The following is a 13,302-nucleotide window of genomic DNA, read 5'->3' as shown; positions in this document are numbered from 1 at the left end:
GGTCGCGTGCCCACCTTCCGCAAACAGCGCACCGGTGCGCCCCCGGGATTCTTCGCCTGCGAGGCCGCCGGTCTGCGCTGGCTGACCGAGGCGCAGGGCGTCCCGGCCGTGACGGTGCTCGAGGTGGACGAGGACCACCTGCTGCTCGACAGGCTGGTCGAGGTCGCCCCGACCCCGCCGTCCGCCGTCGCCTTCGGTCGGGGCCTGGCCACCACGCACGACGCCGGTGCCCCCGCTTTCGGCGCCCTGCCCGCGGGGTGGGACGGGGACGGCTACTTCGGCCCGATGGACGATCCGCTGCCGATGCCCGCGGCGGCGGAGTCGGACTGGGGTCGTTTCCTGGCGCGCGCGCGGCTCGAGCCCCTGCTGGACCACCCGCGGGCCCGGGACGTGTTCGCCCCGCGCACCGAGGACGTCATCCGCGACGTCGTCGACCGCCTGCTCGACGGGGACTTCGACGACGGCGACCCGCCGGCCCGGCTGCACGGCGACCTGTGGAGCGGCAACGTGATGTGGACGTCCGACGGCGCCACCCTGATCGACCCGGCGGCCCACGGCGGGCACCGGGAGACGGACCTGGCCTTCCTCGCCCTCTTCGGCTGCCCCCTGTTCGACGACGTCCTCGAGGGCTACCGGCAGGTCCATCCCCTCCGCGCCGGATGGCGGGCGCGCATCCCCCTCCACCAGCTGTATCCGCTGATGGTGCACACCGTCCTCTTCGGCGCCGGCTACGCCGACCGGACCGACCGGGCCGCCCAGGCCGCGCTCGCCCTGCCCGGCGTCACCGCGGGACGGGACCGGTCGCGGTGAACGGGGCCGCTGTCGAGGCGCAGCGGGAGGACGTGATCGGCCGGTTGCGCCGCAGCGGGTGCGTCTTCGCCGAGGAGGAGGCCGAGCTGCTGTTCGCCGCCGAGCAGGACGACGCGGCCCGGGAGGACCTGATCCGGCGCCGGGTGGCCGGCGAACCGCTCGAGCACGTGCTCGGCTGGGCCGCGTTCGGGGACCTGCGCGTGGTGGTCCACCCCGGCGTCTTCGTCCCCCGCCGTCGCACCCTGTTGCTCGCCCGGCTCGCAGCCGCGGCACTGCACCGCGTCGAGGGAGCCCGCGTCGATCCGGGCCACCCGCCCACGGCGCTCGAGCTGTGCTGCGGCGTCGCGGCCGTCACGGCCCGGCTGGCCCGGCTGACTCACCGCCCCGACCGCGGCGCGCCCCGTCGCGACGCGGATCCCGCGCCGCCCGCCGCGTCGGCCGTCTCACCGGTCCGGCTGATCGCCGCCGACATCGACCCGGACGCCGTCGCCTGCGCCCGCCTCAATGCGCCGGGCGCCCTGGTCCTCGAGGGTGACCTGTTCGCGGCGCTGCCGCGCGGCGTGGCGGGGACGATCGACGTCGTCGTCGCCAATGCTCCCTATGTCCCCACCGCCGCGATCGGCTCGATGCCGCCGGAGGCCCGCGACCACGAGCACCGCGTGGCGCTCGACGGCGGCGCCGACGGCCTGGACGTCCAGCGCCGCATCGCCGCGGACGTCGGGCGCTGGCTCGCTCCCGGCGGCACGGTGATCGTCGAGACCAGCGTGCGGCAGGCCCCGGCCAGCGCGGGCCTGTTCCGGGACGCCGGCCTGCGGACGCGCGTCGTGCGGGACGACCGCGTGGAGGGCACCGCCGTCGTCGCGCGCGCACCCCGCCGGGCGCTCGATTCAGCCGGCCGAGAAGCCGGCGAGCGCCACACCGGAGCCGCCGCGCACGACGCCTAGACTGGGTCATCGTGCCGGCCACCATCAGCTACCCCGCCGCGCTGCCCGTCAGCGCACGCCGCGAGGACATCATGGCCACCGTCGCCGCGAACCAGGTGACGATCATCGCCGGGGAGACCGGCTCCGGCAAGACCACCCAGATCCCCAAGATGTGCCTCGAGCTGGGCCTCGGCGAGCGCGGTCTGATCGCCCACACCCAGCCGCGTCGTCTTGCCGCCCGCACCGTCGCCGAACGCATTGCCGAGGAACTGGGCGAGAGCATCGGGGAGACCGTCGGCTACCAGGTACGGTTCACGTCCGTGAACGGCCCCGACAGCCGGATCCGGCTGATGACGGACGGCATCCTGCTCGCGCAGATCCAGAACGATCCGAAGCTGCGCCGGTACAGCGTCATCATCATCGACGAGGCGCACGAGCGCAGCCTGAACATCGACTTCCTGCTCGGCTACCTCAAGCGGCTGCTGCCGACCCGGCCGGACCTGAAGGTGATCATCACCTCCGCCACCATCGACCCGGAGCGGTTCGCCGAGCACTTCGCGCTGCCGCGCCCCGGCGAGGACGGGAGCACCGAGCCCGAACCGGCGCCCATCCTCGAGGTCTCCGGCCGCACCTACCCCGTCGAGATCCGGTACCGGCCGCTGACCGAGCCGGCCGAGGACGACGACGAGGACGGGGACACGCAGGCCGAGGGCCGGGACCCGTTGGACGCCGTCTGCGACGCCGTCGACGAGCTCTCCCGCGAGGCGCCGGGCGACATCCTGGTCTTCTTCTCCGGCGAACGGGAGATCCGCGACGCGGCCGAGGCCCTGCGGGCTCGGCTGCCCGGCAACCGGCGACTCGCGGACGCCGAGGTGCTTCCCCTCTTCGGCCGGCTCTCCATGGAGGAGCAGCACCGGGTGTTCTCCCCCGGTCCGCGGCGCCGGATCGTGCTCGCGACCAACGTCGCCGAGACGTCGCTCACCGTGCCCGGCATCCGGTATGTCATCGACCCCGGCACCGCGCGCATCTCCCGCTACAGCGTACGGACCAAGGTGCAGCGCCTGCCGATCGAACGCATCTCCCAGGCGTCGGCCAACCAGCGCGCGGGCCGGTGCGGGCGCGTCGCGGACGGCATCTGCATCCGGCTCTACTCGGAGGAGGACTTCGAGGCACGCCGCGAGTTCACCGACCCGGAGATCCTGCGCACGAACCTGGCTGCGGTCATCCTGCAGATGGCGGCGATGGGCATCGCGGAGGGGCCGAAGGAGGTCGCGGCCTTCCCGTTCGTCGAGCCCCCGCAGGAGCGGGCGATCAACGACGGTGTCACGCTGCTCCGCGAGCTCGGGGCCCTCGCGCCGGCCCGTGCCGCCACCGGCCGGGCAGGCGACCTGGCCCCGGCCCGCGGCTCGGGCCTGACCGAGGTCGGCCGGCAGCTCGCCCAGCTGCCCGTGGACCCGCGGCTCGGCCGGATGATCATCGAGGCCTCCAGGCGCGGGTGCGCCAAGGAGGTGATGATCCTCGCCGCGGCGATGACCATCCAGGACCCGCGTGAACGGCCCACGGACAAGGAGACGCAGGCGAAGCAGCAGCACGCCCGCTTCGTCGATCCGACCAGTGACTTCACCGGATTCCTGCTGCTGTGGAACCACCTGCAGGAGCAGCAGCGGGAGCTCTCCGGCAACGCCTTCCGCCGGCTGTGCCGCGCCGAGTTCCTCAACTACCTGCGGATCCGCGAGTGGCAGGACCTGTTCGCCCAGCTGCGGCAGCTGGCCAAGCCGCTCGGCATCACCCTCGCCCCGGGGCGCGACGTCGACGCCGTCGCCGGGCACGACGCCATCCACCAGTCCCTGCTCGCCGGGCTGCTCAGCCAGGTGGGCCTGTGGGACGAGCGCAAGCGCGAGTACACGGGCGCCCGCGGCACGCACTTCGCCCTCTTCCCCGGGTCCTCCCTGTTCCGGAAGAACCCGGAGTGGGTGATGAGCGCGGAACTGGTCGAGACGTCCCGGCTGTGGGCCCGCGTCAACGCGCGGATCGACCCGGCCTGGGTCGAGGACCTCGCCCCGGACCTGATCAAGCGCTCCTACTCCGAGCCGCACTGGTCCGCGAAGAGCGGTGCCGTGATGGCGTGGGAGAAGGTCACCCTGTACGGGCTGCCGGTGATCGCCCGGCGCCGGGTCAACTTCGGCCGGATCGACCCGGAGCTCTCCCGCGACCTGTTCATCCGGCACGCCCTGGTCGAGGGCGACTGGCGCACCCACCACCCGTTCTTCCGCCGCAACCGGGAGCTGCTGGACTCCGTCGAGGAGCTGCAGACCCGGATGCGGCGCCGCGACCTGCTCGTGGACGACGAGACGCTCGTCGACTTCTACGACGCGCGGTTGCCCGCCTCCATCGTCTCGGGCCGGCACTTCGACTCGTGGTGGAAGCGCGAGCGGCACGAGCACCCCGACCTGCTCGATCTGGACCGGAGCCTCGTCCTGGCCGGCGGCGACGACCTGGACACCGACGCCTTCCCCACCGTCTGGCGGCAGCAGGGTCACGAGCTGGCCCTGACCTACGCGTACGACCCGGCCGCCGAGCGCACCCACCAGCCCGGCGCCGACGACGGCGTCAGCGTGACCGTGCCGGTGCTGTTCCTGCAGCAGCTGGACGCCGCGCCGTTCGCCTGGCAGATCCCGGGGCTGCGCATCGAGCTCGTCACCGCCCTGATCCGGTCCCTGCCCAAGGCGGTGCGCAAGAACGTCGTGCCCGCGCCCGACGTCGCACGCGCGGCGGTCGAGGCGCTGAACGCCGACTTCGACGCGTCCTCCGACGAGCTGCTCCCCTCGCTCGCCCTCGTGCTGCGCCGGTTGCGTGGCATCGTCATCGACCCGGCCCTGTTCGACCTCGACGCGATCCCGGCGCATCTGCGGCTGCGGTTCGTCGTCGTCGACGGCACCGGGCGGGTGCTCGGCGAGGACACCTCGCTGGAACGGCTGCAGGCCGGCCTGGCCGACGCCTCACGGCGCGCGATCGCGGCGACGCTCGGCGGCGAGAGTGGCGCTCCGTCGCCGGCCGGCGCCCCCGGCGACCGCCGGCGCGGCCGGGGTCGGAACGGCCGGGGTCGGAACGGCCGGGGCGGTGCCCCGGCACCGGCGGCCTCGTCGGCTCAGGCGACCTCGGCTCCCGCCGCCGTCTTCGCCGAGCTCACCGGGCTGACGGCGTGGCCCGGTGAGAGCATCGAGCGGGAGGTGTCGACGACGGTCGCTGGGCACGCGGTCCGCGGGTTCCCGGCCCTCGTCGACGACGGCGGCAGCGTCTCCCTGCGGGCGCTGACCGACCGGGACGAGGCGACGCAGGCGCACCGCCGCGGCGTCGTCCGGCTGCTCGCGCTCCGCGTGCCGTCCCCGCAGCGGTACGTGCTGGACCATCTCTCCAACCGGGAGAAGCTGACGTTCACGCAGAACCCGCACGGCTCCGTCGCGTCGCTGATCGAGGACTGCACCCTCGCCGCTGTCGACCGGCTGGTGCCGGCGGACCCGCCCTGGACGCGCGCCGCATTCGACGGCCTGTTCGAGCATGTCCGGGCGGAGCTGATCGACACCGTCTTCGCCGTCACGGCCGTCGTGGAGCGCGTGCTCGCCGAGGCCGCCCAGGTCCGCCGGTCGCTCAAGGGCACCACGTCGCTGGCCCTGATCAGCGCGCTGAACGACATCAAGGCGCAGCTGGAGCACCTGGTGTACCCGGGTTTCGTCGCGGCGACCGGCTGGGCGCAGCTGCAGCACTACCCGCGCTACCTGACGGCGATCAGCCGACGGCTGGAGAAGCTGCCGACCAACGTCCAGCGGGACGGGCTGTCCATGGCGGCCGTGCAGGGCCTGGAAGACGAGTTCGACGCCGCGGTCGCGGCCCTGCCGCCGGGCGCCCGCCCTTCCGCCGCGCTGACGCACGTGCGCTGGATGATCGAGGAACTGCGGGTCAGCCTGTTCGCCGTCGAGCTCGGCACGGCCTATTCCGTCTCGGAGAAGCGGATCCGCACCGCGCTCAAGGCGGCCACGAGCAGCTGACGGATCGGGCGGCGTCGCTGCGTTGCCGCGCGGCGTCGCTGCACGGCGGGTCGCCGCGTCGCGGCGTCGGTACCCCGGCACGACCGTCCTTCGCCGAGTGGACGGATAACACATCCATTCGCCGACGATGACAGCGTCAACCGCACACTCGACGTTGCCCCCTCGCCGAGTGGACGGTTGGTGCGGCGAAACCGGCCGCTCCGCGACATCGTCCGCCCACTCGACGACGTGCTCGCGTCGAGTGGACGGATAACGCACCCATCCGCGGCTCATAACGACGTCAACCGCCCACTCGACGACCCGTGTGCGCCGAGTGGACGGTAGATGCGGCGAAACCGGCCAGCTTGCGACATCGTCCGTCCACTCGAAGAGCTACGCGCGCCGAGTGGACGGATGACGCACCCATTCGCGTCGAATGACGACGTCAACCGCACACTCGACGTGGGGGGCGGGGCGTCGGGAGCGCCACCAGTGCCGGGCAGCGCCGGCACGGACGGTCCCCGAGCGGAGGTCAGTCCGCCGGGACGGTCGCCTCGTGGCCGGCCTTCCGCAGCGCCGCGCGCAGGGTCCGGCCGTTGGCCGCCAGCCGATCCCGGTCCGGATCCTTCTCAGCGTTGGCGAAGCTGAACTCCTGCTCGGAGGTGGCCGGGAAGACGTGGACGTGGGTGTGCGGGATCTCGAAGCCGGCGATGATGACGCCGATCCGCTCCCCGTCGAAGGCCTGCAGCTGCGCCTTCCCCACGATCTGGGCGACCTCCATGATGTGCGACATCAGGTCGGCGGGCAGGTCGGTCCAGGCATCCACCTCGGCCCGCGGCACGACGAGCGCGTGCCCGTCGGCCAGCGGCCCGATCGAGAGGAACACGACGACGGCGTCGTCCTTCCACACGAAGTCGCCGGGGATCTCGCCGTCGATGATCCGGGTGAACAGGGTCGGCTCCGCCTTCTCGGCGGGAGCGCCACCCGCCGAGTGGTCCTGCGCGGTGAACCGAGTGCCGGGCTGCGGGGGCTTGGGTCGTCCGAAGGTCATACCGGCACGCTACCGGCGCCGCGGCCGACGGCGCCACGGTTGGCCAGCGACCATCGTGCAGCGGCGACAACTCGGTGAGTCCGTCGGTACCGCCCCCAGGCCGTGGCCAATGACCGGGGCGCGCGGGCACAACCGACGGACTCACGGCAGAGCACGCACCGACCACCCCGGCGGCTCAGCCGACGGCGCCGAGCCTCCTCGATGCACGCCGGACCCACTCCGCGGTGAGTCAGCCGGTTCTGCGCCAGAACGGTCCTCAGCGAGCGCGGTGTCTGCCGCGGACGCGGCTGAATCAGCGGCGGGACGCGCCGCGCGGTCTCAGCCCGGATCGCCGCCGGTCGCCACGCGGCGGTCCGAGGCCGCGGACGCGGCTGACTCAGCGACGCGCGTCGCGCACCCTCAGCCCGGCTCGACGCCGGTCGCCACGGGCCGGTCCGTCGCCGCGTACTGCGACCACGACCCCGGGAACAGCGCCGCGTCGATGCCGGCCCGGCGCAGCGCCAGCACCTCCTGCGCGGCGCTCACCCCGGACCCGCAGTAGGCGGTGACCGGAACCGCGCCGGTGACGCCGAGCGCGTCGAAGCGAGACCGCAGCGCGTCCGCCGGCAGCATCGTCCCCTCCGCCGTCACGTTGTCCGCGGTCGGGGCGCTGAGCGCCCCCGGGATGTGTCCGGCCTTCGGGTCCACCGGCTCCGTCTCGCCGCGGTACCGCTCCCCCGCGCGGGCATCCAGGAGCACCCCGTCGCGGGCGGCCGCGTCGACGTCGGGCAGCTCCACGACCGGCATCCGGCCCCAGCTCAGGCCGACGGTGCCCGGTTCCGGCGTCACCGTTCCCTGCTCGATCGGGTGGCCGGCCGCGATCCAGGCGCCCAGTCCCCCGTCGAGGACCCGGACGTCGTCGTGACCCGCGTGCCGGAGCAACCACCAGGCGCGCGCCGAGCCGAAGCCGCCGGCGTCGTCGTAGGCGACGACGGTGTCGCCGTCGTTCACGCCCCACCCGCGGACCGCCGCCTCGAACCGCTCCGGGTCGGGCAGCGGGTGACGTCCGGAGGTGGCGGTCGGCTCCCCGGAGAGCTCACGGTCGAGGTCCACGTACACGGCGCCGGGCAGGTGGCCGTCGCGGTAGTGGTCGGCCCCGTGGGGGTCGCCGAGCTTCCACCGCACGTCCAGCAGCACGACGCGCCCGCCACCGGGGGGCGGGGCGGCGAGCCCCGCGGCCAGCTCCGTCGCGGAGATCAGGTCATCGGGTCGTTCCGTCATCGCAGTCCTCCGTCGTCGTCGGTCATCGTCGCCCGGTGCTTCACAGCCAGTCCCGCCGCCGGAACTGCCACCACAGCGCGCCGGAGCACACCACGATGAGCAGGCACGCGACGACGACCCCGGAGACCGTGTCGAAGCCCGGGTAGGGCACATTCATCCCGTAGAAGCCGGTGATCAGGGTGGGTACGGCGATGATGGCGGCCCAGCTCGTCACCTTCTTCATCACGACGTTGAGGGTGTTGCCCTGGATGGTCAGGTGCGTCTGCAGGACCGTCGTGGACATGTCCCGGGCGGACTCGGTCCAGTCGATCGCGCGCAGCACGTGGTCGTTGACGTCCTGCAGGTAGGCAGCGAGTTCGGCGAGCTTCTGCGCCTTCTTCTCGTCCTGCGGCGGCCGGCCCCCGGTGGCCGTCGAGTCCCCGCCGTCGCCGTTGGCGGCGTCCTCGTGCACGTGCCGCAGCAGCGTCGCCGTCACCTCGCGCATCGGCACCAGCACCCGGCGCAGCGCGACGATGGTCTTGTGCAGCACGAAGCCGTTGCGCTGCAGCGATCGCCGGGGCGAGCCGTCGTCCTCCGCGAAGAGGTCGTCGCCGAGGGAGTCGGCCGCCTCGTCAAGCTGTTCGGCGGCGGCCAGCTGACTGTCGGCGAGGTAGTCGACGAGGGCGTGCACGAGCCGCCACACGCCGGTCCCGGCCAGTTCCTCGTTGTCGCTCGCGCGGCTGAGCACGTCGTCGGCGTCGAAGCCGTCGTCCTCCGCGAGCACGATCAGGACGTTGCGGCGGATCACCACCGACACCTCCGTCAACGCCAGCGTCGGCATCCGGTTGCCCCCGCGCCCCTGCTCGGTGCGCACCGCGTACGCGTTGAGGAACAGGTGGTCCGCATAGCGCTCCAGCTTGGGCCGCTGGTGCTCGGTCACGACGTCCTCGACGGCGAGCTGGTGCACGCCGAGCGCCGGCAGCAGGCGGCGGACGTCGTCGGTTCGTCCCGCCGGCAGGCACACCCACACGCACGCGTCAGGGTCCCGGGACAGGGCGGCGACCTCGTCCACGTCGAGCCGGCGGTCCTCGTGCCGGCCGTTCCGGAACACCCTCGCGTTGAGCATGGGGTCAGCCTAGGCCGACGCGCGGACGCGTCCGTGCAGGTGAACCCCCGGTCGCGGCTCGCTCACCGCGGGTCAGACCTCGATGCTCTGGCCCGGGTCCAGGTGCTCGACGGAGACGCCGTAGGCACCGGCGTGGGTGCCCAGGTGGGTCTCGGCCATGCCGCGGCCTGTGTCGGTCAGCAGGGCGTCGTGGATCGGGACGGCCCGCGGCGCCCGGACGGCGATGGCGAAGTCGATCACCTCGGCGGTCTTGGACCACGGGGCGTGCAGCGGCACGAGCAGCGTCGTCACGGCGTCGCCGTCCGGGACGATGAAGCAGTCGCCCGGGTGATAGACGGAGCCGTCGATGACGTAGCCGATGTTCGCGACCATCGGGATGCGCGGGTGGATCAGCGCGTGCTGCCCACCGACGGTCCGCACCGAGAAGCCGGCGACGTCGAACGTCGTTCCCGGCTCGGCCGTCGTGATCCGGTCGGCCACAGCGGCGTCGGCGTCGGCCCGAAGCTTGCCGGCCACCGACGCCGGCGCGTGGACGGTCAGCTCCGGCGCGGCCGCGAGCGCGGCGAGCAGCGTCTCGGGCACCACGTGGTCGGGATGCTCGTGCGTGATCAGGACGGCGTCGGCGCCCGCCAGCGCGGTGTCCACCTCGGAGAACGAGCCGGGATCGATGACCAGCACCGCCCCGTGATCCTCGAGCCGGACGCAGGAATGGGTGTACTTCGTCAGCTGCATGTCCCCAGCGTAACCAGCGTCACGTCGGCCTGCCGGGGTGGTCCGCCGGGCCGGGGAACGGCAGGGTCGCGCTGCTAGGCTCGACGGAGCAGTTTTCCCGCCGCAGGAGGCATCCACCCGTGTCGAGCCCTTCGTCCTCACCCGCCGCGGACGCCTCGGCCTCGCGTCCGCCGGAGCGAAACACCCGTCAGCGTGCCGCGGTCTCGCGTGCGCTGGACGAGCTGGACGACTTCGTCAGCACCCAGGAGCTGCACCGCATCCTCACCGAGCGTGGCGAGCGGGTCTCCCTCGCGACCGCGTACCGGGTGCTGCAGTCGATGGCCGACGACGGCCGGGTGGACGTGCTGCGCGCGGCGGACGGTGAAGCCGTCTACCGCCGCTGCGAGGTCTCCGTCCACCACCACCATCTGGTCTGCCGCGTGTGCGGCAAGGTGGTCGAGGTGCAGGCGCCCGCCATCGAGTCGTGGGCCGAGCGGATCGCCGCCGAGAACGGGTTCACCGCCGTGGAGCACACCGTCGAGGTGTTCGGGCTCTGCCCGCGCTGCTCCGCCGAACGCCGCTGAGCTCAGCCCCGCAACCCTGATGGCCGGGGCGCGAGTGAGGGTCGGTGTCAGGGGACGGCGACGACGTCGTCGGGCGCCGGCTCCACCGCTCGCCGACTCCCCGCCCGGCCGCCACGGCGTTCCCGCACTGCGCCGGTCGCGCGGCACACCAGGTAGATCAGGAACGAGATCGTCGTGACGTAGGGGCTGATCGGGATCGTCCCACCGAGGGCGAGCAGGATGCCCCCCACCGCGGCCGTCACGCCGAACACCACGCTCAGCACGGCCACCAGCCACGGCGTCGACGTCACCCGCAGCGCGGCGGCCGCGGGCGTGATCAGCAGCGAGAGCACGAGCAGGGCCCCGACCACCTGGATGGACAGCGCCACGGAGAGCCCGAGCAGCACCATGAACGCCACCGACAGCAGCCCGACCGGCAGGCCGCGGGCGGCCGCCATGTCCGGGTCCGCGCTGGCGAACATGAGCGGACGCCACAGCAGGGCCAGACCGGCGAGCACGATCACCGCGACGACGAGCAGCCACTGCAGCTGCACCGCCTCGACGGCGACGATCTGTCCCGTCAGCAGCCCGAACTTGTTGGCGGACCGGCCCTGGTAGAGGGAGAGGAACAGGATGCCGAGGCCCAGGCCGAACGGCATCAGCACCCCGATGGTGGAGTTGCGGTCCCGGGCGCGCACGCCCATCAGGCCGAGGACGACGGCGGCGAGCACCGACCCGACGAGGGAACCCGCGACGACGTTGACGCCGATCAGCAGGGCGAACGCGGCACCGGCGAAGGAGAGCTCGGCGATGCCGTGCACGGCGAATGCGAGGTCGCGCATCATCACGAACACCCCGATCAGGCCGCCGACCAGGCCGAGGACGGCGGCGGCGATCAGCGAGGTGGTCACCAGGGGCAGCAGCTCGCCGTAGTCGGAGAAGTTGATGATCGAACCCCAGAGGGCGTCGGCGTCCACGTCAGTCCTCCTCGTCCGTGTCGAAGTCGTGGTGGTGGTGGGTGGTCGCGTCGGGCAGTCCGACGACCACGAGCCGGCCACCGGTCTCGATCACCTCGACGCGGGATCCGTACATGTCGGAGAGCACGTCGGTGCGCAGCACCTCGGCCGGGGTGCCCAGCCGGAACCGGCCGCCGACCAGGTACAGCACCCGGTCCACGTGGTCGAGGATCGGGTTGATCTCGTGGGTGACGAAGACGACGGCGCTGCCCTGCTCGGTCCGCTGCCGGTCGATCAGCTCGGCGACCGCCTGCTGGTGCTTGAGGTCCAGGGAGAGCAGCGGCTCGTCGCACAGCAGCAGCCGCGGCCGGGTGGCCAGCGCCTGCGCCACCCGCAAGCGCTGCTGCTCGCCGCCCGAGAGCGCCCCGACGGGGGCGTCCGCCCACGCCGTCGCCCCCACCCGCGCCAGCAGGTCGTCGACCCGGCGCGCGTGCTCCCGCCGCTTCAGCCGCAGTCCGAGGCGGGTGCCGTCCAGCCCGAGACCGACCAGATCGCGGGCGCGCAGCGGCGTGTAGGGGGCGAACGGACGCTGCTGCGGGATGTACCCGGTGCGGGAGGAGGCGCGGCCGGGCGCGTGCCCGTCGACGGTCACGGTGCCGGCGTCGAGGTGCTGCAGCCCGAGCAGGGTACGCAGCAGGGTCGTCTTGCCCGAGCCGTTGGGGCCGAGGACCGCGAGGAACTCCCCGGGCTCGACCGTCAGGTCCAGGCCGTCGAAGATGCGGCGGTCGCCGAAGGAGAGGGTGGCTCCGTCCAGTCGGGCGGCCGGACTCACCGCTGCGTCCGGAGCGCGGACTCGACGGCGCCGATGTTCGAGGACATCCAGTCAGCGTAGTGCGTGCCCTCGGGCAGGGTCTCGGTGAAGTCGGCGATCGGCACGCCCGCACTCCTCGCCGCCGTGGCCACGGCCCGCGTCTGCTCGCTCTCGGACTGGGTGTTGTACGCCAGCAGCGCGACCTTTTCCTGCTGCATCAGCGCGCGCACGGTGTTCAGGTCGGCCGGGGAGACATCGCCGCCGTCCTCGACGGCCGCGGTGAACGCGGGCGGGGTCACGTTGTGCAGACCGGCATCCTCGAGCAGGTACAGGGGGACGGGCTCGGTGATGGCGACGTCGTGGGTCGCGCCGTCCTGCTGCACGCTCGTCCGCACCGCGGCCAGCCGATCCCGCAGGGCGCTGATCCTCGACGTCAGGGCGGCGGCGTTGGTGGTGAATGCCTTTGCCTCGGACGGCCGCTCCGCGGTGAGCTTGTCCCGGATCGCGGCGACCAGCTTCTCCGCCGTCGGCAGGCTGTACCAGACGTGCTCGTTGAACGCGCCGTGATCGTGACCCGCGTGGGCGTCCGACGACGAACCCGCGCCGGCGCTGCCCGTGCCGCTCGTCCCGTTCTCCTCCAGGCCCGACGTCGCCACCGCGTCGATCACGGCGTCGCCGGCCACGTGGTCCGCCGCGACGAGCGCGTCCATGAACGGGTCGTATCCCCCGCCGTTGACGATCACGAGGTCGGCCTTCGAGACCGCGAGGCGGTCCCGCACCGTCGCCTCGTACGAATGGGGGTCCTGGTCCGGCCGGTTGATCAGCGAGGTCACCGCAACGGCGTCGCCGCCGACGGTCGCGGCGATGTCCCCGTACACGTCGGTGGACGCGACCACCTGGACCCGGCCGTCGCCGCCGGAGGACGCGGCACCGGCACCGGTGGTACCGCCATCCGCGCTGCACGCGGCCAGCGGCAGGAGCAGAGCGGCGACGACGAGCACGGACAGCGAGCGGGCGGGGCGGGGCACAGGGGACCTCGGTTCCGGGAGGGGTGCCGGCCGAGTGGAACGGCGGCCGACGGCGGTAG

The 13,302-nt window shown here is 73.2% G+C and carries 11 protein-coding genes; 4 read left to right on the top strand and 7 right to left on the bottom strand.

Features of this window, described 5'->3' with window-relative positions:
* Positions 1-6: 6 nt before the first annotated feature.
* Genes BGP79_RS00370 through hrpA form a run of 3 tightly spaced genes read left to right on the top strand, consistent with a single transcriptional unit; the run spans position 7 to position 5,779 of the window.
* Positions 7-810 carry a fructosamine kinase family protein gene (locus tag BGP79_RS00370; protein WP_076692724.1) on the top strand — a complete coding sequence of 268 codons (804 nt, stop codon included), beginning with the start codon at positions 7-9 and terminating at the stop codon, positions 808-810.
* Positions 807-1,754, top strand: coding sequence for a putative protein N(5)-glutamine methyltransferase (locus BGP79_RS00365; RefSeq protein WP_076692723.1), 948 nt, complete (start codon positions 807-809; stop codon positions 1,752-1,754). The genes BGP79_RS00370 and BGP79_RS00365 overlap by 4 nt, the downstream gene beginning before the upstream one ends.
* 11 nt (positions 1,755-1,765) lie before the next feature.
* Positions 1,766-5,779, top strand: coding sequence for an ATP-dependent RNA helicase HrpA (hrpA, locus tag BGP79_RS00360; RefSeq protein WP_076692722.1), 4,014 nt, complete (start codon positions 1,766-1,768; stop codon positions 5,777-5,779).
* Positions 5,780-6,290: 511 nt separating this feature from the next.
* Here the strand turns inward: hrpA and BGP79_RS00355 are convergent.
* The 4 genes from BGP79_RS00355 to BGP79_RS00340 form a co-directional block, all read right to left on the bottom strand.
* A complete protein-coding gene (locus BGP79_RS00355) occupies positions 6,291-6,809 on the bottom strand; it encodes an HIT family protein (RefSeq protein ID WP_083701425.1) in 519 nt (172 codons plus the stop codon).
* A gap of 399 nt (positions 6,810-7,208) precedes the next feature.
* The gene (locus BGP79_RS00350; protein ID WP_076692721.1) at positions 7,209-8,069 is read right to left on the bottom strand and encodes a sulfurtransferase; all 861 of its coding nucleotides are present in this window, start codon (positions 8,067-8,069) and stop codon (positions 7,209-7,211) included.
* 40 nt (positions 8,070-8,109) lie between these two features.
* On the bottom strand, positions 8,110-9,174 hold the full coding sequence (locus tag BGP79_RS00345; protein WP_076692720.1) for a magnesium transporter CorA family protein: 1,065 nt from the start codon (positions 9,172-9,174) through the stop codon (positions 8,110-8,112).
* A 72-nt stretch (positions 9,175-9,246) separates the two neighbouring features.
* Complete coding sequence (locus BGP79_RS00340; RefSeq protein ID WP_076692719.1) at positions 9,247-9,906, bottom strand: MBL fold metallo-hydrolase; 660 nt, start codon at positions 9,904-9,906, stop codon at positions 9,247-9,249.
* 119 nt (positions 9,907-10,025) lie between these two features.
* On the opposite strand from BGP79_RS00340, the gene BGP79_RS00335 reads away from it, so the two are divergent.
* The gene (locus BGP79_RS00335) at positions 10,026-10,469 is read left to right on the top strand and encodes a Fur family transcriptional regulator (RefSeq protein WP_076692718.1); all 444 of its coding nucleotides are present in this window, start codon (positions 10,026-10,028) and stop codon (positions 10,467-10,469) included.
* 47 nt (positions 10,470-10,516) lie between these two features.
* On the opposite strand, the gene BGP79_RS00330 is transcribed toward BGP79_RS00335, so the two are convergent.
* The 3 genes from BGP79_RS00330 to BGP79_RS00320 are packed head-to-tail and all read right to left on the bottom strand — an operon-like array spanning position 10,517 to position 13,243.
* Entirely contained in the window at positions 10,517-11,425 is a 909-nt protein-coding gene (locus tag BGP79_RS00330; protein WP_076692717.1) for a metal ABC transporter permease, read from the bottom strand.
* A 1-nt stretch (position 11,426) separates the two neighbouring features.
* Complete coding sequence (locus BGP79_RS00325) at positions 11,427-12,236, bottom strand: metal ABC transporter ATP-binding protein (protein ID WP_076692716.1); 810 nt, start codon at positions 12,234-12,236, stop codon at positions 11,427-11,429.
* Positions 12,233-13,243, bottom strand: coding sequence for a metal ABC transporter solute-binding protein, Zn/Mn family (locus BGP79_RS00320; RefSeq protein ID WP_076692715.1), 1,011 nt, complete (start codon positions 13,241-13,243; stop codon positions 12,233-12,235). Before BGP79_RS00320 ends, BGP79_RS00325 begins: the two co-directional genes overlap by 4 nt.
* Positions 13,244-13,302: the final 59 nt, after the last annotated feature.

It is taken from the genome of Tersicoccus sp. Bi-70, from assembly GCF_001968825.1.
Classification (GTDB): Bacteria; Actinomycetota; Actinomycetes; order Actinomycetales; family Micrococcaceae; genus Tersicoccus.
Note: the sequence above shows the minus strand (reverse complement) of the source record. Positions and strands in the feature narration are given on the sequence as shown.